The sequence below is a fragment of the Lysinibacillus canaveralius genome, assembly GCF_047301505.1.
Classification (GTDB): domain Bacteria; phylum Bacillota; class Bacilli; order Bacillales_A; family Planococcaceae; genus Lysinibacillus_B.
Genome location: NZ_CP154840.1, coordinates 3,555,945 through 3,579,487 on the forward strand (window position 1 = coordinate 3,555,945; position 23,543 = coordinate 3,579,487).

The 23,543-nt window shown below is 37.9% G+C and carries 21 protein-coding genes and 3 pseudogenes; 10 read left to right on the forward strand and 14 right to left on the reverse strand.

Annotated elements, in window-relative coordinates; translation table 11 throughout:
* Window positions 1-167 precede the first annotated feature (167 nt).
* The 4 genes from AA0Y26_RS17985 (at window position 168) to AA0Y26_RS18000 (ending at window position 4,047) form a co-directional block, all read left to right on the forward strand.
* The gene (locus AA0Y26_RS17985) at window positions 168-1,130 is read left to right on the forward strand and encodes a 2-hydroxyacid dehydrogenase (protein ID WP_413363413.1); all 963 of its coding nucleotides are present in this window, start codon (window positions 168-170) and stop codon (window positions 1,128-1,130) included.
* Window positions 1,131-1,738: 608 nt separating this feature from the next.
* Window positions 1,739-2,290 (forward strand): sigma-70 family RNA polymerase sigma factor, encoded by a 552-nt coding sequence (locus tag AA0Y26_RS17990; protein ID WP_413363414.1) that lies wholly within the window; start codon window positions 1,739-1,741, stop codon window positions 2,288-2,290.
* A gap of 3 nt (window positions 2,291-2,293) precedes the next feature.
* A complete protein-coding gene (locus tag AA0Y26_RS17995; RefSeq protein ID WP_413363415.1) occupies window positions 2,294-2,716 on the forward strand; it encodes a PadR family transcriptional regulator in 423 nt (140 codons plus the stop codon).
* Window positions 2,713-4,047 carry an FtsW/RodA/SpoVE family cell cycle protein gene (locus tag AA0Y26_RS18000; protein ID WP_413363416.1) on the forward strand — a complete coding sequence of 445 codons (1,335 nt, stop codon included), beginning with the start codon at window positions 2,713-2,715 and terminating at the stop codon, window positions 4,045-4,047. The genes AA0Y26_RS17995 and AA0Y26_RS18000 overlap by 4 nt, the downstream gene beginning before the upstream one ends.
* A gap of 366 nt (window positions 4,048-4,413) precedes the next feature.
* Here the strand turns inward: AA0Y26_RS18000 and AA0Y26_RS18005 are convergent.
* From AA0Y26_RS18005 to AA0Y26_RS18020, 4 genes and pseudogenes are all read right to left on the reverse strand, one after another.
* Window positions 4,414-4,527: pseudogene (locus tag AA0Y26_RS18005) on the reverse strand (VOC family protein); the annotation flags it as partial.
* Window positions 4,512-4,727: pseudogene (locus tag AA0Y26_RS18010) on the reverse strand (YdeI/OmpD-associated family protein); the annotation flags it as partial. The pseudogenes AA0Y26_RS18005 and AA0Y26_RS18010, both read right to left, overlap by 16 nt.
* A gap of 500 nt (window positions 4,728-5,227) precedes the next feature.
* Window positions 5,228-5,965, reverse strand: a complete 738-nt coding sequence (locus tag AA0Y26_RS18015; RefSeq protein ID WP_413363417.1) for a hypothetical protein — start codon at window positions 5,963-5,965, stop codon at window positions 5,228-5,230.
* Window positions 5,962-6,456: an RNA polymerase sigma factor gene (locus tag AA0Y26_RS18020; RefSeq protein WP_413363418.1), complete on the reverse strand. Its 495-nt coding sequence runs from the start codon at window positions 6,454-6,456 to the stop codon at window positions 5,962-5,964. Before AA0Y26_RS18020 ends, AA0Y26_RS18015 begins: the two co-directional genes overlap by 4 nt.
* 515 nt (window positions 6,457-6,971) lie before the next feature.
* Between AA0Y26_RS18020 and AA0Y26_RS18025 the strand changes: the two are divergent.
* Window positions 6,972-7,386: pseudogene (locus AA0Y26_RS18025) on the forward strand (DUF2716 domain-containing protein).
* Window positions 7,387-7,795: 409 nt separating this feature from the next.
* On the opposite strand, the gene AA0Y26_RS18030 reads toward AA0Y26_RS18025, so the two are convergent.
* Window positions 7,796-8,158: a winged helix-turn-helix transcriptional regulator gene (locus tag AA0Y26_RS18030; RefSeq protein ID WP_413363419.1), complete on the reverse strand. Its 363-nt coding sequence runs from the start codon at window positions 8,156-8,158 to the stop codon at window positions 7,796-7,798.
* 168 nt (window positions 8,159-8,326) lie between these two features.
* Here AA0Y26_RS18030 and AA0Y26_RS18035 point away from each other — a divergent pair, with 168 nt between their 5' ends.
* Entirely contained in the window at window positions 8,327-9,073 is a 747-nt protein-coding gene (locus AA0Y26_RS18035; RefSeq protein WP_036198350.1) for an SDR family NAD(P)-dependent oxidoreductase, read from the forward strand.
* 526 nt (window positions 9,074-9,599) lie between these two features.
* Here AA0Y26_RS18035 and AA0Y26_RS18040 read toward each other — a convergent pair.
* A complete protein-coding gene (locus AA0Y26_RS18040; RefSeq protein WP_413363420.1) occupies window positions 9,600-10,469 on the reverse strand; it encodes a polysaccharide deacetylase family protein in 870 nt (289 codons plus the stop codon).
* Between the two features lie 837 nt (window positions 10,470-11,306).
* Here AA0Y26_RS18040 and AA0Y26_RS18045 point away from each other — a divergent pair.
* Both AA0Y26_RS18045 and AA0Y26_RS18050 read left to right on the forward strand, forming a co-directional pair.
* Window positions 11,307-11,798 carry a hypothetical protein gene (locus AA0Y26_RS18045; protein ID WP_413363421.1) on the forward strand — a complete coding sequence of 164 codons (492 nt, stop codon included), beginning with the start codon at window positions 11,307-11,309 and terminating at the stop codon, window positions 11,796-11,798.
* Window positions 11,799-12,280: 482 nt separating this feature from the next.
* Window positions 12,281-12,607, forward strand: a complete 327-nt coding sequence (locus AA0Y26_RS18050) for a peptidylprolyl isomerase (RefSeq protein WP_413363422.1) — start codon at window positions 12,281-12,283, stop codon at window positions 12,605-12,607.
* A gap of 323 nt (window positions 12,608-12,930) precedes the next feature.
* On the opposite strand, the gene AA0Y26_RS18055 is transcribed toward AA0Y26_RS18050, so the two are convergent.
* On the reverse strand, window positions 12,931-13,401 hold the full coding sequence (locus tag AA0Y26_RS18055) for a DinB family protein (protein ID WP_413368296.1): 471 nt from the start codon (window positions 13,399-13,401) through the stop codon (window positions 12,931-12,933).
* Between the two features lie 334 nt (window positions 13,402-13,735).
* Here AA0Y26_RS18055 and AA0Y26_RS18060 point away from each other — a divergent pair, with 334 nt between their 5' ends.
* Window positions 13,736-14,503: an SDR family oxidoreductase gene (locus AA0Y26_RS18060; protein WP_413363423.1), complete on the forward strand. Its 768-nt coding sequence runs from the start codon at window positions 13,736-13,738 to the stop codon at window positions 14,501-14,503.
* A gap of 291 nt (window positions 14,504-14,794) precedes the next feature.
* Here the strand turns inward: AA0Y26_RS18060 and AA0Y26_RS18065 are convergent, their stop codons facing one another.
* A complete protein-coding gene (locus AA0Y26_RS18065; RefSeq protein ID WP_413363424.1) occupies window positions 14,795-15,229 on the reverse strand; it encodes a hypothetical protein in 435 nt (144 codons plus the stop codon).
* Between the two features lie 549 nt (window positions 15,230-15,778).
* Here AA0Y26_RS18065 and AA0Y26_RS18070 point away from each other — a divergent pair.
* Window positions 15,779-16,228: a hypothetical protein gene (locus AA0Y26_RS18070; RefSeq protein WP_413363425.1), complete on the forward strand. Its 450-nt coding sequence runs from the start codon at window positions 15,779-15,781 to the stop codon at window positions 16,226-16,228.
* Between the two features lie 362 nt (window positions 16,229-16,590).
* Here the strand turns inward: AA0Y26_RS18070 and AA0Y26_RS18075 are convergent, their stop codons facing one another.
* The 6 genes from AA0Y26_RS18075 to xylA form a co-directional block, all read right to left on the reverse strand.
* Window positions 16,591-17,019, reverse strand: coding sequence for a hypothetical protein (locus tag AA0Y26_RS18075; RefSeq protein WP_413363426.1), 429 nt, complete (start codon window positions 17,017-17,019; stop codon window positions 16,591-16,593).
* Between the two features lie 735 nt (window positions 17,020-17,754).
* On the reverse strand, window positions 17,755-17,901 hold the full coding sequence (locus AA0Y26_RS18080; protein WP_413363427.1) for a YrzI family small protein: 147 nt from the start codon (window positions 17,899-17,901) through the stop codon (window positions 17,755-17,757).
* 715 nt (window positions 17,902-18,616) lie between these two features.
* Window positions 18,617-19,645: an aldose epimerase family protein gene (locus AA0Y26_RS18085; protein ID WP_413363428.1), complete on the reverse strand. Its 1,029-nt coding sequence runs from the start codon at window positions 19,643-19,645 to the stop codon at window positions 18,617-18,619.
* On the reverse strand, window positions 19,642-20,619 hold the full coding sequence (locus tag AA0Y26_RS18090; RefSeq protein WP_413363429.1) for a Gfo/Idh/MocA family protein: 978 nt from the start codon (window positions 20,617-20,619) through the stop codon (window positions 19,642-19,644). Before AA0Y26_RS18090 ends, AA0Y26_RS18085 begins: the two co-directional genes overlap by 4 nt.
* A 13-nt stretch (window positions 20,620-20,632) precedes the next feature.
* Window positions 20,633-22,129 (reverse strand): xylulokinase, encoded by a 1,497-nt coding sequence (gene xylB / locus AA0Y26_RS18095; protein ID WP_413368298.1) that lies wholly within the window; start codon window positions 22,127-22,129, stop codon window positions 20,633-20,635.
* Between the two features lie 87 nt (window positions 22,130-22,216).
* Entirely contained in the window at window positions 22,217-23,536 is a 1,320-nt protein-coding gene (gene xylA / locus AA0Y26_RS18100) for a xylose isomerase (RefSeq protein ID WP_413363430.1), read from the reverse strand.
* Window positions 23,537-23,543: the final 7 nt, after the last annotated feature.

A 23,543-nucleotide genomic window follows, 5' to 3' on the forward strand; every position in this document is an offset into this window, starting at 1 on the left:
CTATCTGGCATGTTTTTTTAACCGGTGTCCTGTATCCTGCTATTCAACAGCCAAATTATGGTTTGTCATGTTACAATTTTAGATAGATTTTCAATTGCTTTAGAAAAGGAAAGAAAATAATGTTCAAAGATACTTTTGCATAGCCTGAATAATCAAGGAGGTTACAGATGAAACCGTTATTGTATGTAACACGCAGATTGCCTGAGGAAGCAGTTGACATGCTTTCGGCGCATTTTGAAGTCTCGGGCTGGGACTCCGAAGAGACGCCTGTTCCACGGGAAGTACTGGAACGCGAGATTGAAAACGTCGATGCCCTGTACTGCTTAATCACTGACACAATCGATGCACCCCTTCTAGAAAAAGCGAAAAACCTAAAAGTGGTCAGTACACTATCTGTCGGATTTAACCATATTGATATGGAAGCGGCCAAGGCAAAAAACATTACCGTCACCAACACCCCTGGCATTTTAACGGATACGACAGCAGACCTGACCTTTGCACTCCTGATGGCCACTGCACGCAGAATTCCCGAAGCTTCGGAGCACCTTCGCAACAATGAATGGAAGTCCTGGTCGATATTCAGTTTGACCGGGCGGGATATTCACCACGCAACCCTTGGGATCATTGGGTTCGGCGCCATCGGACAGGCCGTTGCAAAGCGCGCAAAAGGCTTTGATATGAATGTACTCTACTACAACCGCTCGCGTAAATATGAAGCGGAAGAAACGCTTGGTGCCGTCTATCAGGAACTCGATGAATTATTGAAAGCATCCGATTTTGTATGCATCTTAACGCCTTATTCCGCTGAAACGAAAGACTTGATAACAGCCCGCGAGTTAAAGCTGATGAAAAAAACGGCCGTTCTCATCAATACGGCACGCGGCGGCATCGTGAATGAGGATGATTTATATGACGCACTTGTGAACGGGGATATTTATGCTGCCGGGCTGGATGTATTTGCCGAAGAACCGGTCGACCCCGATCATAAGCTGCTTACACTGCCAAACCTGGTAGCCCTGCCCCATATCGGCAGCTCCTCTATTGATACACGCCTGGGGATGTGCAAGCTTGCAGCGCAAAACCTAATTGATGTGATACAAGGCAGACGAAACAATATCGTACATGGATAGCGGGATTTGATTATTGAGGAGCATTCCTTTTTAATTTGAAAGAGTGAAACCCGATTTACTTTACATCACTTTCTGTTCTTTCCATACAAAAAGCATCTCCAAAGAATGGGTAGTATCCAATCCATTCTTTCAAGATGCTTTTTTGTTTTGCCGTATGCTGCAAGTGTGCCTTTGAAATAAAATTCGATAATTGATAATAAAGCCTGAGCGTTTATAAAAAAGTTTGATCAAATTCCTGTGTAGATAGGTAGGATATTTTCTTGTTTCACAATCGGGCCATATTGTTTCATAACAAGTATTATGCAAAGTAGATATTGTGGAGGTTTACACTTAAATTACTTGGTAACGGTAAATGCAGATTTACAACAATATGCAATTCTGATTAGAACTGTTGTAATTACAGTTCCTTCTGAGAAATAAGGGATCATTAGTCGAATAAGTAGTCTTAAAAGCGACCTAACCTACCTACAACATTTTGGAACAATCTGATAAGAGGTTGTTCCTTTTTCCACTTATACCCTAGAATACAGGCGGTCATAAAAAAATTATATTTTTCAAACCGAATGAAGGGTAGCTTCGTCTAAAATATATGAGGTGGTGACAACTAGATGAATGAATTAAACCAATTGGCGGTGACAGATGAAATGATGCTGGATGAGCGTGAGCAGATCATTGAACAATTAATGCGTGAATACAGCGATGATATCCTGCATCTTGTATATACATATGTAAAAAACCGAACCATAGCAGAAGATTTAGCACAAGAGATATTTATAAAGTGTTATGAAAAACTAAATCAATTTAATCAGCAGTCAACAATAAAAACTTGGCTATATCGCATTGCGAGTAATCATTGCAAGGACTATTTAAGAAGCTGGCATTATCGCAAAATAATGCTTAGCAATAAAGTATTTGACCATATCCCCTCTAAGTCAAAACAGGTGGAAGAGGAGGTTATCAAGCATAGTGAAGAAAATAGCTTAACGAATGCCGTCATGAATTTGCCTCTAAAGTACAGAGAAGTCGTATTTCTACATTATTATGAAGAGCTGTCTTTAAAAGAGATAAGCAAGATTACTTCAGTAAATATAAATACATTAAAAACTAGATTAAAGCGTGCGAAGGAATTATTAAAAGACAAGATGATAGAGGAGGTTTAGGAGATGAATGATCCATTTAAGAACCTGAAGAGTTCGATGGAAAAATCAATATTCAAGGATTTTTCTTTTTCTAATGAAAGAAAAAATGCCGTGCGTGAAGCCATTCGTACGAACCAGCAATCACAATTTCATACAGAAACCATTATAGCTATATTAGAATCTGTTCAGCATGAATCAAAGGATGGCTACAATATTTCCGTCCAACTTTTTCAAAAAAACGAACGTGCTTTCCAAAAAAATGAAGGGCAGCTTTATACGCTGCTACATCTATTAGAAAATAAAGAAATGCTTACTTCAAGTTGGATAAATAACAAGAAATATTATTCCTTAAACTCCAAAGGTAAAAAATACTTAGCTACTTATAAACAAGATACCACTAAACAAGAATTATCCCTTAATCCCTTCATAACGGAGGCATCTTTATGAGTTCTCCCAAATTTGAAGAATTTTTAAGCAAAGTCACTTCCAAAGTCAAATCTACGGAGGCCCACAACAGGATAAAAAAAGAGCTTACTCATCATCTGCAAGAGTTAAGTCAATCTTACAAAAAAAGAGGATTTTCTGAAGAAAATTCAGATGAAAAGGCCATTCAAGAAATGGGCAATCCATTTATTATTGGAGAAAAATTAAATCACCTTCATAAGCCCAAAATGGATTGGATTCTAATTGCTTTATTTATTGTTTTTGCTAGTATCAGTTTTCTCCCGTTAGTGGGTGGAATCCCTGGGATTTCATCATCAATCACCCATATTATGGGGAGACAAGCTATCTGGTACTCCTTAGCTGCTCTTGTGATTATTGGATTTCTTTTCTTTAATTATCAAAAATCAAAGAATTGGTGGATGTACTTTTATGCTATCGGCTTGTTCATTCACGTATATCTCTATTTATTTGGATATACGGTCAACGGAGCAAAAAGATGGATTTTACTTCCGGGTATAACAATCGATGGCACTATATTTAGTTTATTTTTCTTTTTCCTGGCTTGGGCCGGTATTTTTAACAAAATAAATAAGTTTCGCAGTTGGGGAAAACAGGGATTTATTCTTGTTTTATTTTGGATTCCCATATTACTCTACATGATAGTGCCAAACTTTATGGTTGGGGTCATTTACATTTTCTGTTTACTAGGAATGTTTACATTTGCACGTGTTCATAAGAAATTAGCTATCAACCTAGTCGTATCAAATCTAGTGGCTGGTATCATCTTTATCATTATGATTATTACTACGACCTCACACCAAAGTTATTTTCTTACTAGATTATCTACTTTTATAAACCCAAATGCCGATCCAAATGGAGCCGGATATATGTATATGGTCGTTAGGAATGTCCTGGCAAAAGCGGGATGGTTCGGTAACGGACTTAATAATGATTTGAAATTTCAATTGCTGCCAGAATCACATACAGATTTTGCTTTCCCCTTCCTCGTCTATTCTCTTGGTTGGACATTCGGAATCGGTCTTTGTTTGGTTCTGCTGATTTTTATTTTAAGAATCTCAAAAAATGCATTTAAAACAAAAGATCTTTATGGGAGATTAATCGTAATCGGTGGTGCTGTATTATTTGCCGTTCCTACTACTTGGAATATATTGATGGCCTTTGGAATCGTGCCCATCATGGAAGTCTCTCTGCCGTTTATTAGTTATGGAGGAAGTGCAATCCTCTTTTACGCTGCTGTTTTAGGGTTCATTTTAAATGTTTATCGAAGAAAGGATATTGTAGAACCCACGATAGCAGATGATATAAACATTTAAAGTCAAAAATCTGAATGATGATTAAAAGGGCGTGATTCTGTAACAAGGAACAGCAACCATAACTTTTTCCAGTCATTAATTTAATGGTTTTTGTATAGTAAGCCCTGCTTGTTTTAGGGCAACAAAGTAACGCACCCGATGAATACATTCATGCTGTACTGCAGGGTTTAGTAGTCCTCCCTGCTATAGATTAATATCCCTTGCCCACTTCCATCCCTGTTTCTAAATGAAAGTTTTAAACTAAAATAGAAATAAAAAAGCCCTGAAATCACCAATCATACAGGTACTTCAGGGTCTGTTAATAATGTATGAGTGTGGGTGTCTCGTAAAAATTGTGAACGGGACACCCGCTCTTATAATATGAAATTAATTTACGAAACCATCTAGAAATTTACTTGCATCACTATTAAATTTCCACATTACACCGAATTTATCGATTAACATGCCGAAACTTGCTGACCATGGCGTAGAAGATATCGGGTCTCTGATATTTTCTTCTTTATACCATCAATCCAACCAAAACATAATGCTTCCTCCACTGCATCTAGATACGGGATGACTTCAGTTTGTTCACTCATGCTTACTATTACCCAACAAAAGCTTGCTGTATTTGAATTTTCTTCAAGCCAATCCCTCAATTCCTGCCTTGTCTTAACTCTAATTAAATTTTTAATTTCCACTTTTGAACATATCCTTTCTAATTCAATATGAGTGGTTTCGCACATAGAAAAATTGAACGCTATCAAATAAGTGAAATACATGTTTATGATCTAAAAAACAGGAATAGTTGCCATACCCCTCCCCTACTGCACATAAAATCATTCCCCTTCTTCTTGCTTGCACGATTTTTCCTTGATGTTATCTTCCACAATCGGTGCAATTCTTGAAGAGGAATTGTGCCTTTTTCAGCAATCGGACCATATTGTTGAATAACACTTTGACGATAAACAATGTTATTCAAGTTTTTATGCAAATTTATGGACAAGCTCCGCAAGAGGCAGCTACTTCAATTATTTATGACATATATATAGTAAACTATATAATCGATTGTTCAAGCGCAAAGGCACAAATGTTGATTTAACAACATTCGTGCCTTTGTGGTGTAATCCAAAACTTTAATTTGGGAACGTTATTTTAAATTATTGATGTATAAAAAAACAACGAGGATTTGGACTTATTATTAATTAAGTACTAATGAAATAGAATCCGATTCTTGATTTACAACAATATCCTGTTGTTCAGAAGTGCCGTCTGTATAAGTTACAGTTACGCTAATTAATACGTCCTCTTCTATCGAATTGTGAGGAGGAATCGCAAGTGAGTATTTATAATGCTGCTGCTCGCTATATTTAACGGTAAAGGTATTACCAAGGTCTTTTATAGCTTTGAATATCTCTGAATTAGGTTCATTCATTATATAATTAATTTTTTCTAATACTAGCTGATCCTTGTTGGCTACTTCTTCCTTTGACAAGATGACATCCTCTATAAAAGTTCCATTATTAATTTCATATAAAATAACGTCAATATTATCTCCAGAAACTTGAAGTGAAACATCGGTAAAAATTAAATTATCTCCGTCCCCACTTATACTAGTTAAACCATCTAACCGATCTAACACCCCTAAATCGAATGTCGTTTTTTCTTTTAAAAGTTGATGACCTGTACTGTCCGCCGCATATGCTGTAATCGTAAAATTGACTAATTGAGAATTTCCGTAATGATTAGTAAACGGCAAGTTGAACAGAAGTAGTAAAAGAATGCCAAACACACTTGCGACAGAACCCCACTTTTTAAAATTGATTTGACGCGACTTTTCTCGCTTTTGGTCATAGCTTTTAATTTTCAGCCGATTTTCCATTGCCTTAGACATTTCAATTGAGTTAACAGCATCTTTTATTTTATGTTCCTCCATCATTGTTCCTCCTCTCGATAATTTTGACGAATAAGCTCTCTCCCTCGTTGTAATCGCTTTTTCACTGCTGCTACTGTAATGGTAAGTATTTTCGCTATTTCCTCAACCTTATAGCCTTCTACATAGTGGAGTAATAATACGACCTTTTGCTTGTGAGGCAGTTTCATAAGAGCTTCAAGTAAACCGTAATTTTCTTCGTTTTTACAATAAAGCTGCAAGTCATTTATATCTAGGTGTCTACGAATAATATTGTATCTTCGCATATTTTTACAGCGATTCGTTGCTACCGTAATAAACCAAGCTTTTTCGTGTTCGGAATCGTTAAAAGTAGGCGCCTTCGATAAATATTTTATAAAGGTATCTTGTACTGCATCTTCAGCATCGGATTCGTTGCATAAAATAACTAGGCATATCCGAAATAACATATTTCCATATGTATCTATAATTCGATCTATGTTTATCTCTATTTCAGTCGTAGAAATAACCTGTTGCAAAGCGTATCAACTCCTTTCTTCACTTACTACACACTTGAAAATATCTTTTGGTGACTTTTTTATGATTATTTTTACAAATATTACTATGACTCATTCATTTTACTGTGAAATTTAGTTTTATATAAAGTGAAGAGGCACTAAGTGAATAAGATTCGCTCAGTGCCTCTTTACGTCTCCCAAATGGCGTTTGGGAACGTTAAGTTTATATTTACTAATTCAACAGTTGGTAATATATCTCCTTTAAACATTCTCAAAGCGTTGTATTGGAGTATCGCTGAACATAACCTTGTAATGACATTCATTATTCAACAATCGGGCGCAATTCTTTAATAAAGAAAGATGTCACTTTCCATTAAAGGGCCATTTTATTGAACAACACTTTAAAAGTTCTGGATATTTATGTTAACATTTTGATGAGTTTGTGAAGAATTGTACTTAAACTAACGGGGCAGGTTAGTTTAACAAGCAATGATATAATAATATTCAATAAAAGCATCGTAAAGATGGCTAGTCAAATGGAAAATAGGGTTGAATTATCTACATTAGAATATAAAGAGGTATGGGATAGGATATATAATGACTTTAATTTTGAACCAAGCATATCAAACTTCCCATCTTTTGATGTTCCCAAGCCATTTATAACTTATGATGTATCCTCATATATAAATTGGTCTGGAGATATAGATACTTATAATGAGCATCCAGGTTATTGGATAAACCCCCATTTAGAGTTTCAAAAAGTGAGTTTGATGGATGGACAGCACCCATCTTTCCAAACGGTGCTTATTACTTTTTTATTCATAAAATTTTGAATGGGGATTATTAGGACAACCTTGGGAAGGAACCATCACTATTTTTGGAAAAGATATGATAAAAGGTTTTGAAAAACATCAACCGAGAATGTTTCAAAAGATATTATGTCAGGGATAATTAAATTGTGGCTTTCCTTAATAAAAGGTAAGGCTTTTTCTTTATGTTGCTAAAGTGGCAGGATAATTGAATAATAAGAGAAAGTTTAAACAATGAAAATAGCCGAGTTTATCTCGACTATTTCTTAATATTATCAAGTTTATCTGGAATAGTTTTTAATATTCTCTTTTTGTAATTTTAGAAAATATATCAGATACCAAACTACAAATACTATAGGAATTAAGTAAGTTAAAATAATAATAAGAAACATCTAATCTAAAGTAGTCCTCCGTGTTTTAGGTAATTATACCATGCTGTATTACTGTGTATATTATATCTTGATAGTGCGTTCAAGTATTCCTAAACCTTATTCTGAAGGTATTGATTAAGATGACTAATACCTTTAGATCTCTATGAAATTATATTACCTTTAATATGAAACTTGTTCTGGTTGTACAATTTCATATTCACCTTCTGCATACTCTTGCTCCGCATAATGGCCTCCCCATTGACAGAGCTCCTGCAAGATAGGTTTAAGAGATTCTCCAAGTTCAGTGGATGAATATTCAACCTTCGGCGGTACTTGATTATACATCTTTCTGCTCACAAGTCCACTGGCTTCAAGCTCTCTAAGTGTTTGAATCAGCATTTTCTGAGTTATATTTGGGATAATGCGCTTTAATTCACTCGTTCTCTTTGGTCCATTCATTAAAAAGTATAATACAAGGCCTTTCCATTTTCCGCCAATAACTTCCTTTGTCACTTCAAACCCACAACTAAATTTTTTTTTCATGTCTAAAGCTCTCCATTCCACATTTATTACTTTTTAGTTACTATATCACAAAAAAGTGGGTACTTCCGATAATGTGCCTACTGAAGGATACTATATCTTGTAAGTTGTTCTTCAAGTACTTAAAGGTACTAGACGTAAAATAAAATTAATTCTAAAGGAGTGTTAAGTATGGGTAAATTTGAAGGTAAAATAGCGCTTGTAACGGGTGGAACAAGTGGGATTGGTCTTGCTACAGCACAAAAATTTGTAAACGAAGGTGCATATGTTTATATCACGGGACGTAGACAAAACGAACTTGATAAAGCTGTTAACCAAATTGGCAAGAACGTAACTGGTGTTCAAGGTGATATTTCTAAGCTTGAAGACTTAGACAAACTATATGACATTATAAAGCAGGAAAAAGGTAAGTTGGACATTCTTTTTGCTAATGCAGGCACCGGCAACTTCCTTCCATTAGGTGAAATTACTGAAGAGCAGGTTGATAGAACGTTCGACATTAACGTTAAAGGAACCATCTTTACTGTTCAAAAAGCGTTATCACTATTCCCGGACAAAGTAGGTTCTATTATTGTAACGGGCTCTACTGCTGGATCAATTGGCAACCCAGCGTTTAGTGTATATGGAGCATCTAAAGCAGCATTAAGAGCACTAGTTCGCAACTGGATTCTTGACCTAAAAGGTACTGAAATCCGTGTAAATGTGGTTAGTCCAGGAGGTATTCTTACACCTGCATACGATGAGCTTTTTGGTGATGCACTTGAAGAGGTACTGGAAAATAGCAGAAATACTGTTCCAGCTGGAAAAGTTGGGACACCTGAAGAAGTAGCAAACGCTGTATCTTTCCTTGCTTCAGACGAAAGCAGTTACTTGACGGGTGTTGAATTGTTCGTAGATGGCGGGCTAGCCCAGGTATAATTTCACTGCGCAGAGATTACAAATAGTCCCCAAAAAAGGTTAATGGGGATTTACTTGAAGAAGTCGTATAAAAAAGTCGTTTCCTTAAAGAACAGGGAATTCGACTTTTTTTATGTTTGAATTTGCTAAACGTTGTAAATTCGCATTTTCCTGGGGCTACCACTAAATGACCTGTAAAAAAGATTAATTTGTGAATAAATAAATGTACTTAAAGTAACGAGTGCTTTAGTTGAATACCGTTCTTCAACAATCGGGTGCTTTTCTTGAAAAAGGAAAAGTGTCTTCTTCAGCTAAAGGGCAGGTTAGTTGAACAAGAAAAATAATAATGGCGACTATATAGAGTGTCAGTGATTAGTGATTGGGGCAGTGATATTATTGGTGAAAGTTTGAGTGTCTTAAAAAAGAAGACATATTCCCTTTAGCGTGGGGAATATGTCTCCTTTGTCTTTTTAATGGAATAAATGTGCCTTTTATGATTAGCAATACAGAAAAAACAAATATTAAAGGTAAATGTAAGAGATACATTCTATTTCTTAAATGGCACATTCAGCAATTCTGGAACTGTGACAAATTCATAGCCTTGATCTTGCAGTTTTGGGATAATTTGATGAAGCGATTCGATTGTATTAGTTCGATCTCCACCCGATTCTGCCCCATCGTGCATGAGAATGATTGCGCCTGGATGAATGTTGTCTACTACATTCGAAGCAATAACTTCCGGCGGATCTTCCTGCCAATCCAACGAATCAACCGACCAGGCAATCACGTAATAATTCATTTCCCGAAGCTTCTCGACTAATTCATTGTATAGGAAGCCATATGGTGGTCTAAATAATTTTGTCCGGTAACCAATAATGTCATTAAGAGCATCTTCAGTTCTAGTTACTTCCCTCTCGAGGGTTCCGAGGTCAGATTCTGTGACAAGGTTAGGATGGGCGTAGGTATGGTTTCCGATTACATGACCCTCGTTTTGCATTCGCTTGACAATTTCAGGGTTAGCAACGGCTTTTGAACCTAACAGGAAGAATGTTGCTGGTACATTGTACTGTTTTAATACATCTAATACATTATTTGAAAAACGTGGATCAGGACCATCATCAAAAGTTAAAGCAACTCGTTTTTGATCAGTAGGACCTTGTAAAAAAAATATATCTGGATATCGTTGTTGTAAAATTCTTAGGTCAACAGGCTGCTGAGTATCCCGCCCGGAATTTTCAGATCCTCCTTTAAGGTCAGGTAAATGTACTTCCGGATCAGCTTGTAGGTCCGCTTTCAACCATTGCCACGATACATCTGTCAAGGGTCCCTCATTCGCATAAACAGTCATGATATCTGTTATATGCAAACAAAATAAAAACCCCGTAACCAACAACCACTTGAGTATTCGTTCTTTCATCCATCCACCTCCTTCTTATATTGATAACCGTTTTAGTGATGGCTATTCTAACCTGAATGTGTTTTTATTTCTCATAATTGTTTAGCATGATAAAAATTTCATTTGTTGTTCAACTAACGAAGTTGTGGAACTTATTTAACTAAAGGACCAGGTTTAAATAATAATAGGGAAACTCAAAGGTTCGTTTGCAAGTTCATGATCAAACTCTCTTGATTCTTCCTTACTGCTTGCCCATCACGAACGTTACCGCTTAAATTTTTCTTCGGGCTGTTACTCACAATATACACCTCTGTGATTTTAGTTTGCCACGTGGTGTCCTTAGTATGCATGTTGTTAAATCTTATGGTAATTGTTTTGTAACTATTGATTATCTCTTCGAATATAGTTACTAAGTTCTCTCCTTCGCAGCATTTAAAAGCTTCCTTCTACGCCAGCCTTATTGTGCTTACGGAGCAGTTTAGTAGAAGTATCGCTTTTAGCTTTTATTCCGCAACCAGGCCATATTATTGAATAGCACCTAGATTTTCAGGAGAAAGTTTAGGCGGGTTTGTGAAATTTTGTATTTAAAGTAACAGATTATTTAGTGCAATTAGAATGGAGGTTTTAATAACCTTCCTATCGAAAAGAATATATAACGTAAAAAATCAAGTGGAGAGATAATTTGCAATGAAGAATCTATAACTATGTGCGAAGATTCTAGTAAGTACAAAAAGAGAAAATGGTATGTTCTTGAGGTAACAGAAACACAGCAACTATCCAGCTCCCTTACCGTATGTGAACTAAACCTGTCTGAAAAACAAGCTGTAATTTCACAGCTCATAAATGGAGGTGAGATATATGGACAAAAGGAACACAAACATGGAAACATATTTTAATACAAAGGATATTGCCAAACGTAATGCCCTATTAAAGCAATTAGTATTTGACTTGCCAGAGGACGGAAAGGACTTTTTTCTAAAAGCATATAAAAAAGAGCGATATTTGGATATGCGGCTTACTGCCATTAGAGGATATGCTGCCTTTGCAAGCGAAGAAGAAGTTACTGTTCTAATGAATAAGATGGTGGAAATCTTAAAAAAGCGTCCCGAAAGCACACCATATAATTATCAGGAATATGAAATCTTGCGGTCAGCTTTTTTAATCCCCTACTTGCTAGAAAAATATCCTTATTTTTGTTTCAAAGAATTTCATGAACAGTTAGAGAAACAGTACGATGCCATGCCCGACGTTTTCAAAGGAATTTTCACCTGCAACGATAAAGGTGAACATATTCAACTAATTGCCCCAGCAGCAGTACGGAAACAGATGGAAAATTTCCTGCGTGGGTGAACTACATACTAATAAATAGTGCGTCGGATTGACTATCTTCGACTCAAGGACCGGATACAGGGATCCGCAGGAAGGTGAAAGGCCGAGTAGTCCTTGGACCATCAGAACCGCCGGGCCGGCTTTTTTGGCATCCTGTTCGCATTATTAAAAAGAAAATGATTTTTCCCCGCTATCGCTTGATATGTATGCTTACTTCTAAAGAAACTCCTTATTAAGACCGGGAGCTATAGTTCAAAAACCATATTCAGCAATCGGGTGCAATTCTTGAAGAGGAATTGTGCCTTTTTCAGCAATCGGGCCTGATTGTGGAATAACAATCTTTTACGAAATGTTATCAAACGACACCACGGAGATCTTGTTTATATTGCGAAGGTATTATTGAAAATATGCTGAAATAGTTACTATTCGGAAATTATTTGATTACTTATTGGAGAGTGATTACTATAAAAAAATTATTTTATCTAATACTATTCTTCATATTAATGTTAGCAGCATGTAATTCATCAAGTGTAAGTGTTGATCAAACTTTTGATATTCCTGATAAAGTTCAAAATGTAATTAATACGGAACACCAATTACAACTCATTAAAAAGGGTATGAATGCTTATATTATTTTTCAATCCTCAGAAATGCTTACAATTACTGAAGTAGAAGTAATTAATGGCATACTAAATATTAATTTTAATACTGAAAATCAAGATAATACGGAATTAAAACAGTACATATATAAAATGAATCCTGGAAATGCAAAAGTTAAGGTTTTAATTAACGGAAAAGTTGCATCCTTTGATAACATCATTGATTTATAAAGGGAATATATTACTAATGCAAGTTTCGGCGCACATTCGAAAGCCGTAAATGTGGTTGAATCAACATTTACGGCTTTTTTGTAGAACATTATTTATACAGCTTTTTATGCAAAGGTATATAAAGATAGGCAAAACGTAACTTTTCAGGATTTTGTGGAAAATGTTGTAAGGGTCTTATCTGAATAAAACGTGTATATAGCAAATTTATTAACGTTGTACATCTACATTTTTTAATGGGATTCAACTTCAATAATGGGGTGCTTTTCTGTATTAGAAACATATACCGTAGTAACGAATAAAAATGGTATATCACCTATCTAAACTCAATCCCAAACTCGTATTCTTGGAACCTTTGCCGTTCTTAAGTAATCCAGCAATTGGCCAGTATGAACTGACTCATGATAGGCTACTCTTAGCAGCATGTCGCCTAAACTTCTTATGTAACCTGATTCGGAACGATCAATTTTAATGTTTAGTAGATCTTCTTCTGAAAATGACTTAATAGTTTCTAAGAAGTCATTTCTAAACGGTTCAGCAAAATCTAATTCAGCGTTTACCGTGGAAAAAGGCTGTTGTTCGAAAGGAGAATCGAATACTTCCAGACTTCCACGATTTTGAATAGCTAGGTGGTAATAATGTTCACTTTCAAGAACATGCCGAATCATCTCAATACAAGTCATTGCTTCATCATCGGGTTTCCAATGTAATTTTTCTTGAGGAATAGCAGTCCAAAGCTTAATACTTCTTCTTCGTACTTCATTGAAATTTAAAAGAATTAAATCAATTGAATTCATCATTTATCCTCCATCTATTGGTATATATTTAATATACAGGAATGAATGTTCGTAGTGAACGATTATGGCAAAAAATCCATAACAATTTTCCAAGTGATCAGCACTTCTTCGTGTTATTCCTCAATCAGTCGCGATTCTTCAATAAAATGAAGGTCGCTTTTTTCAGTTATAGGGCCAGATTGTGGAGGAAAGTAAAACACATATCGGTCTCATATATGTTATAGAGAAATTATAAAGAATTACCGCTTACACCAGGGGGACGTTAGTAGAATAAAGTAACCAACTTCTGAATATTACAATACCAGGAGTATCCATTTGAATAGGAGTGTTGTACTTGAGAATCCTTGTAACTGGTTCAACCGGACAATTAGGCTCAGCTTTGTTAAAGCAATTAAAAGGTTTAGATTATCAAGTTAAAATAACTTCGAGAAGAAAACCAAAAGAAGTAGATTTTCCATGGGTGTACAGCGATTTATTATCCGGCGAAGGTTTAGAAGAAGCAGTAAAAGATGTTGACGTAATCATTCACGCAGCAACTAGTCCGATAAAAAACGCTAAAAACATTGAGGTTGCTGGGTTTGAAAAACTTTTAAGCAAGCTGCACCATATAAAACTTTTTATTTATCCATCAATTGTAGGAATTGAGGAAATCCCCTTCAAATACTATAGACTTAAATACAAAGCAGAGGAATTATTAAAAAATAGTTCTGTACCCTATACAATTGCTCGTGCAACTCAGTTTCATAGCTTTGTTGAAAGCTTATTCTTATCAAAACCTTTCTTTAAAAAATATATAATTCCTGGAAGGGTTAAATTTCAAAGCGTGGATGTTAATGAGTTTGCTAGCTATTTAATCGATTTAGTTAATAAAGGCCCACAAGGAAAATTGGATGATTTCTGTGGTCCAGATCTAATGACATTAAGAGAGATGGCGGAGTTAAAAATTAAGATTAACAATGAAACTAATGCTGTTTTAAGTATTCCTTTCTCGGGAAAACTATACAATTCTTTAGTCGAAGGAAAAAATACAAATCCTATGCAAAGAAAAGGGATAATTACCTATGAGGAATATCTACGGAATAAGCTGAGCTATGTTGAATGAAAATATTGAATTAGTACAAAAAAATATAGGTCTACGTGGATTTCTTTATTGAAGAATAGAATAATTGCGATTGTTAGCCAGACTTATCTTTATTAGGGCGGGAATTGAAGAAGCAGCAAGTGAGTTTGGGGTTGAGATGTTATTTAAGCTATTCCATAAATGGGCGCTTTTCTTGAACAAGGAAAAGTGCTTTTTTATTAGGCTCTGTTAAAGTTTAATGTTGATATTACTTATCAATATGGGAGTTCCTGATTTGTGGAAGTTCTATTTTTATAATATTTGCTTGTTAAACTAACGCACCCCTTTATTGTAAGTATAATTATTCACAAATTTATTAATTAAATAGCTACATCTATTTTTTTCAATCGCCATACGCAAGTTCGAGATAACGCCAATAAGCAATACTAACGAACAAACCATTTTTTCAAAAGGTGTTCCAAACAATTGCTGTATAAATCCAAAAGACCAAAGTACAACAAAAAACCAACATATAACGGTTATTCCCCTTTTGTATTTATATAGGTTAATTCTCCCGACAATCAACGTAAAAACTACTCCAATAATAGAAATAACGATATTTATAACAGAGATTGGCAGCTGTTCAGCGAATGATTCAGACCTTCCACCATTAACCCATGTAAACGGAATACTTTTGCTTATAATAAGAAAGTGGATTAAGATAGTCAAAGAGTAAAAAATAATTCCCATAAATACAGCAGTTTTCATATTAATTTTCCTGAGTTTTTCTAAAATAGAGTCACCTCATTTATCTTCCTGTTTCAATTTTATGCGTTTAGTAATTGTCCTAATCCTGTTTAATTGTTACCCAATGATCATTATGGCTAAAGAAATAAAGTATAATCACCATAGCAAAACTACAGCTGAAATACAGAAAGAAGTTGGCTTTACCGTTTTAACTCCAACCAGGATTCCTGACGATTGGACATTAGAAATCCAAACTTCTCCTTGGCTAATGGGGCAATGGCGGCAAAGTAGAACATGATGGAGAACTCATCACTGAAGGATTACTTAGATGGGCCCAAGATGGTACTTCTGTAGAAATACTGAGTTACCGTTTATTTCAGAATCAAATGTTAGAAATTGCAAGGTCAATGAAATAACACTCTTCAACAACCGAGCGCAATTCTTTAATAAAGGATGCGTCATTTTCCATTAAAGGGCCATTTTATTGAATAGAATTTCCAAAGAAAAATAGGACCGTTATGTTAAAACTGTCGTAAGATTGTGGAGATTTTGCAAGAGGGGGATATTTTAATGCTACAACAAATTAGAATAGGGAAATCGTTTGTAGAAGTCGATCTTGCTAAGACACGAGAATTTTATAGTAAAGATATAGAGGTTTGTAACTGCTTATACTGTAAAAATTATATTGAAGCATCTAAGGTTTTAGCGACTTCCGTTTCCGAAATATTCAACAAATTAGGAGTTCTCCCTACAAAACCAGCAGAGCTTTCCGAATTCCCTGCTGAGGAAGCTGGGGTACGGTTATACATAGGAGATTATCATCTTGTCGGGAGAGTATTAGAAGGGGAATTGTGTACATCCTCTAACTTTAATGAACTGAATACTTTTAAGGTAGAGAATTTTACATTTGGATTTTCAGAGGATTTAGCATCTGTACCAGAAGGATTTCCATCCCCAGTATTACAGTTGAATTTTGTTGCTAATATACCTTGGATTCTTACAGAAAATCCAGATGATTAGTAAAAGTCATCTTCAACACCCGGGCACAATTCTTGTACAAGGAATTGTGTCTTTTTAGTTAGCACCTTCAAAAGTGGTATTGCTTACTTGAATTATATTGCGAAGTAAAAAAGCCCTCTATTTTTCAGAGGACGTAAAATCGGCAGGTGATGCTTTATCAATTACTAAAGTTTTGTGGCTTCGGCTGTTCCTCTAATGTGATCCAGTATTTTTTGAGCAATCCCATTTGAGTTATCCAAACTATAAAAACATCCACTTGTGCCGAGAAACAATCTGTCATGTTCTTTTATTACACAACAATTTGGTATGCGTTAAAAAGTTCATTAATCCCAATTCTTCTGGTTAATTGCCTAACAGGAAAACTAATCTTTTTCAACTGTATATCTAACTTGTTTAAAGACTACGATATCTCCATCTTCCGTATCATCTGCCGTTTGCCAAAGCTGGACTTTTGGCTCGTAGTCCGTCCTATGAGCATCTTTGATATCTTCAATGGTAAGCTCGTAGGATTCATTATTTTTTATTTTCTGTTCAAATATTTTTTTATTGGCAACAGAAATAAAGGTCACTTTATTTTCGTCGATTCCTTCCGTCCTAAATTCTAATTGATGATCCTTTGTTGTAATCGTTGGTGTTAATAACTCAATACTTCCGCTTCCAGTTTCTTGTTCAGTAGCAATTTCAAAATCAGCTTTATCACTTGGATCTAAAGAACTTTCTATTATCCCTGAACAGCCGGATAATGTGATACCAGCAAATAGAATAAAACTTACCCCAATTATTTTTTTCATAAGAATTCCTCCTTGAAATAATATCGTAATATGAAGAAAATAAGGAAAGTGTCTATACATTTTTGATAGATGTAATAGCTTCCTCTATTCATATTTTTACCTATTTATTATATAATTTGGAAATTCATAAAAACACCGGCCTCATACCTATCTTGAATCCGTCTAGAGGCGGAGATTCACACCCCATTATATATTTCCATGATTATGGTACAAAGAGTTCAGCAGTATGCAGTGCAACTTCCGTAGATAAGTTGAAGGAATGGAAGGATTGAAAAAAGACGCATTTGTGAACTTGGAGTACGTTCAATTTGAGATATAAAAATAAAACACGTCCTGGAATGGAGAAGAATTAATGCCTTTTTTATTGAACTTATTGTACTAACGGGGCAGATGAATGGCATTAAGCAATTAAAAATTGCCAAATTCAATTTTAATATCGGGGAATTACGCTTTTAGAATTAGAATTTCCCTAACATTGTAATTCCGCAATTCCCTAAACTACATCAAGTTGTATGTGTAAAATATCGCTTAGAAAAGTGTAAAATAACTCCTGAAGCAACCCGTCCTGGGTTAGAACGGGTTAGCTTTACTGAGATTTTAAAGTTAAATAGCTATAATGTCACTTTATATTACCGTTGGCTAGGTTGTGTCTTTCTCCACCCATAAAACTGCATGACCTCTTTTGATCCTATAAATCATTTCAATTACCACCTTTCATGTTTTGAATTAACAAAATTAATATAGACGATGACGAATATAATTTTCTACTTTTCTTCGGTTCTCTTCAAAGATTTTTTTCGTATTTTCATATTGAAGTGCTTTCTCAAGAGAAGTCTCACGTTTTGTAATAGTTATCGTGAGAGAAAAAATATTTAATATCATTTATTATCACCTCCTTCAATTACCCTGAAAAATGAAAAAAACCGCAGAGAGACTCCCCCTACGGTAAAAAGGCATAAAAATACCGCAGGGGCACACTTCTCCCTGCGGTATGGGTATGTTTAAATTACAAAGAAATCCTTAAACAAGCCATTCCACTCTGGTCGAATGTGTGATTTTCATTTTTGCTGAAGCTGTAACTACCACTGACATCAATTTAACGATAACGTTCATTTCATTCGACCTCCTTAAGAATTTTTTGTTTACTTTGTAAGTATATGCATTTTCGAGCTGTTTGTAAACATTTTTTTCTAATTTTAAATAATTTTGTAAATGACTCGAAAAACTCCTTGCTTCTTTACATTGTCAGTTACCTGATTTTTTCGAAGGAGTAAATAGAAGGTATAGCAGACTTAAAGCTAAATGAAAACTGGATCTTTATGGAATTTTTATGTACTTGAGAATTTTTGTACTTAAAGTAAAAGGGGCTTTAGTTAAAAAATATTCAAACCTTTTTGTAAAAAGTACACATTGTTTCCCAAAGAGTTAACCCGTTTTGAACAAACTTTTTCAAAACGGGTTCTTTTCATTTCACTTAAGATATGGGTCTGTGGGTTGTCTTTGATCAACCTGCATTCTATAGCTACGGCAAGCCCCGTTTACCTTTTGTCTGGTGTTCTGAAGCTTTCCATACCCGGGGAATAAAGACAGCAGAACTCTATAAAAAATGATACAGCGTCTTTTTGTGATATGTTGTTTTCCCTTTTACGAAGGAGCTTGGTAAGTTCGGGTGAAGGACGCTGTTCGGCACGTTTTGTTCTTCGATACAGATCCCCGAAAAATTCGCTGCCGGGGCATCGGAAAAACGAAATCCTTCGCCGATTTTATTGCCTGTATAGATAACCGCTGCCTTATCCTCTGTCACGATGCGGAGCGTACGCCCGCTCTCAGAATCCGACAGCTCGATCACCTCGCCGTTTAATAGAAAAGGATGATCGAGTCCTCCCTTCGCTAAAGCAATTTGCGGATGGTCGGCACCTATGACGCTGCCTAGTGATTTTTTCTGTCGAAAATCAAATAGCGTACCCGCTGCTGCTTCGTACTCGTTCAGCGGCAGGCCTTCTTCATTGATTGGTAAATAATGTGCTGCGGGTATCGTTAGCTCATGCTGTACAACGGTTCTTTTCAAATTCCCCGACAGATTAAAATAACTGTGGTTTGTCAGGTTAATATACGTATCATTTTCCGCACGCGCCTCATACACGATTGCCAATGTATTGGAGGGCAGCAGGGAAAATGTAATACGGCAGAAAATAGGACCCGGATAATCGGTGTTATATGCTAGGTCATACATCGTCCTTAGCTCTTGGCCGCACTGCTCTGTCGTCACATTCCAGATTTGCTGATGAAACCCCTGGTCACCGCCGTGCAGTAAATGCTTGCCTTCATTCGGCGTGAGCTGAATTTCCTCTTCATGAATGCGCAGTGTCGCATTCTCTAACCTGCCGGCAAACGGGCCGATTGTAGCACCGAAAAACTGCGGGTTTGCGATATACCCCTCCACATTCGGGAAACTGCATACTACATTTTCGATGACACCATGGCGGTCCGGTACAGCAATTTCTGTAATAGCCGCGCCGTACGTCATGGTCGATACACGTACACCGTTTTCATTCTCCATTGTCGTCTGCAAAATCTCGGTCCCGTCTACATGCCCAAATGTGGATTGCTTGATAGTGCCACTCATACATTCGCTTCCAGGCTTTTATATGCCTGTAATAATAGTCGCGTCGTGTTGCGTGAATAGTGGTGCTGCTCGTGTAGATTGCGTTTTTCTAAAATGCACCGGGAGAAATACTCGACTTCCAACTTATAAATATCCCCTTGGACATATTCGGTTCTTTCGACAGGAGGTGCCGTGACGATAATCTTGGCATCGCCGCCGAATACATCCGGACGGAACGCATGCTTTACTTTTATAGTCCCTTTTGTCCCGACAATTTCTATTTCATTGCGTTCGATCATATCGAAGCTGCAATCAATGAGTGCCGTCACATTATTTTCGAATTCGATAATGCCGAACGCTGAAACATCTACACCCGTCTGCTCATCCAACTGCCCTGTAAAATGTACGGATTTTACATTGGCCCCGATATGATACTGCATCGCATGTAAAGAGTAGCAGCCGACATCCCAAAGAGCACCGCCGCCCTGTTCTTTATTCATCCGGATATTGCCGTCCCGATTTTCAAATAAAAAAGAATGGCTCGATCTGAACAGCTTTACTTCTCCAATTTCCCCCGCCTCGATTAGCTCCTTCACACGCTGGTGCTGCGGATGGAACTGGTACATGAAGGCTTCCATAAACAAACAGTTATGGGCAGCAAAATGCTCGAGGATTTCTTCTAAATCGGCCGCGTCTAATACGACCGGTTTCTCGCAAAGAACATGCTTTCCTGCACTTGCTGCCTTCATCGCCCATTCTTTATGCAGGTCGTTCGGCAGTGGAATATAAATGACCTGGACATCCGGATCGTGCAGCAATTCCTCATAGCTTTCATAGGCACACGGGATATTAAGCTCCTGTGCTGCCGGATGTACTTTAGGCCCCCTGCTCGCTATCGCTGTCACTTCTGCATTCACTGCCCGCTCAATTGCAGGAATCAGCTCCGTCAGTGCAATCTGTGCCGTACTTAAAATGCCCCACTTTACTTTCTCCATCATCATCTCTCCCTTAGCGTAATTGCTGCAATGCATCATTCAGCGGTTTTGTCTGGCTGTAAATCTCCTTATAAATTGTATAGACCCGGTTATAGGCAGCTACATTGTCCGGATTCGGTGTATATGTTTCGGCAATTTTTACACACCTTTCAACCGCTTCCTCATAGGAGTCCACCAGCCCTGCCCCGACAAGCGCAATCATGCAGGCGCCAATACTCGGGCCCTGCTCATTTTCTAATTTGTGGATTTTCGCATTGAAAATATCGGCCTGTATTTGAAGCCACACCGGATTTTTCGCCCCGCCGCCAATCGACACCATTTCATCGATCCGCTTCCCTGCCGCACGGAAAACCTCCAGCGTATCACGCAACGAAAACGTAATCCCCTCCATCACGGCTTTCGTAAAATGTGCCTTCGTATGGGAGGCATCGATACCGATAAAGCTTGCGCGAATCTGGCTGTCCGGATAGGGGGTACGCTCCCCAACTAGATACGGTGTATAAAGCAATGCATTGCTGCCCGGCGGTATAGATGCCGTTTTTTCAACCAGCGCATCATACGTTTCACCGGCCGCAAACGTATGTTTAAACCAGCTTAATGAATGCCCGGCAGATAGCGTTACCCCCATCGTGTAGTACGCATCCATCACTGCATGGTTGAAGTAATGGACTTTCCCGTCAAACTGTTTTTCCGCATCCTGCTCATATGCGAGCAGTACCCCGGATGTCCCGATGCTCACCATTGATTTCCCTTCTGAAACAATCCCCGCTCCCACGGCGCCGCACGCGTTATCAGCACCGCCAGCGTATACCTTTGTCTGCGTGGATAATCCTGTTGCCTGTGCAAAACGGGAGGTAATGGCACCTGCTTGTGCCGCTGATTGGATAAGCGGCGGGCAGATTGCCAGATCAATATCTACAGCCTGAGCAATTTCCCTGCTCCATCCACTCGCTGCCACATCCAATAATAAGGTGCCGGCAGCGTCCGACATTTCCATATGAATCTGTCCTGTCATGACGTAGCGTACATAGTCTTTCGGCAATACAAATGAAGCAGCTTTTTCGAAAATATGCGGCTCATATTCCTTCACCCATAAAATTTTCGGCAGCGTAAACCCTTCTAATGCCGGGTTTTTCGTAATGGCCAGCAGCCGCTCACGCCCCACCTTTTCAACGATCTGCCTGCACTGTGCCGTCGTTCTCGTATCATTCCATAGGATAGCGGGACGCAGCACTTCCCCTCTTTCATCCAGTAGCACCAAGCCGTGCATCTGGCCGGAAAAGCTGATACCGGCAATCAGCGCCGGGTCCTCCTCGAAACGTTCCATAATCTGCTGAATGGCTGCAGTGACACCCGTGATCCAGTCTTCCGGCTTCTGCTCTGAATAGCCCGCTTTTTCATGATATAAGCTGTATGTAGTTGTCGCTTCATCTACAAGTATTCCCTGTTCATTCATTAAGCACGCCTTTACTGCACTCGTCCCTAAATCAATACCCAATACATAGTTCACCATGCCGCCTCCTTCCATATAAAAACAGCTGCCCTACAAGGACACCTCCCTATAGGACAGCTTTAAACTAAAGGTTCCTTAAAGCATTTACTTTAAAGTGTTTAGTAAATATTGATTGATGACCATCCGTAATTTTTCTACACGCCCCGACTGATTTTCAATCTCCGTTACGTTCAGTGCATACTGCTCTAGTTCCTTAAAGTCCGTTGTACCTTCTGCAATCTTTTTGCCGATGCCCTCTTGATAGCTGCTGTAGCGTTCGTCGACAAAGTCTTCCAATACCCCATCCTGCAGCAGCTGATGCGCAACTTTCAGGCCGATCGCAAAGGAGTCCATGCCCGCGATATGGGCGTAGAATAAATCATCCTGCTGGAAGGAGCCGCGGCGTACTTTCGCATCGAAGTTCAAGCCGCCCTTGCCAAGTCCTCCGTTTTTCAAAATCTCATACATTGCCAAGGTATTACTATATAAATCTGTCGGGAATTCGTCAGTATCCCACCCTAGCAATGTATCACCCTGATTGGCATCGACAGACCCGAGCATGCCGTGAATGCGGGCTGTGTGCAGCTCATGCTCAAATGTGTGGCCCGCCAGTGTCGCATGGTTTGCTTCAATATTGAATTTAAAGTCCTTTTCCAATCCATACGTGCGCAGGAAGCCGATTCCTGTTGCTACGTCAAAATCATACTGGTGCTTCGTAGGCTCTTTCGGCTTCGGCTCAATCAAAAACTGCCCCGTATAGCCGATTTCCTTTGCATAATCCAGTGCCATATGGAAGAAGCGCGCCAGGTTATCCTGCTCGAGCTTCATATTTGTATTCAGCAGCGACTCATAGCCTTCACGGCCGCCCCAGAATACATAGTTTTCTGCCTGTAAGCGCTTGGCAACCTCCAGCCCTTTTTTTACTTTCGCGGCTGCATACGCAAAAACATCCGCATTCGGCGCCGTTGCTGCCCCGTGTACAAAACGGGGATGCGAGAACATATTGGCCGTATTCCATAACAGCTTTGTTTTGGATGTTTTTACATATTGCTCGATTTCATCGACGATGATATCCAGGTTCTTATTCGTCTCTGCCAATGTCGCGCCTTCTGGAGCTACATCTACATCATGGAAGCAGAAAAACGGAACATTTAATTTCTCGTAAAACTCAAAAGAGGCTTCCACCCGCGCTTTTGCTAAATCCATCCCTGAATAGTGATCCCATGAGCGCTGCATATTGCCGGCGCCGAACGGATCTCCGCCGTCATACGTAAATGTATGCCAGTACGCTACACCGAAACGTAAAATTTCTTCCATCGTCCGGTCGCCCACTTTTTCCTGCGGGTTGTAGTATTTGAATGCTAAACCATTTGTTGATTGAGCACCTTCGTATTGAATTGCTGAAATGTCCTTAAAATATGCCATGACTTGG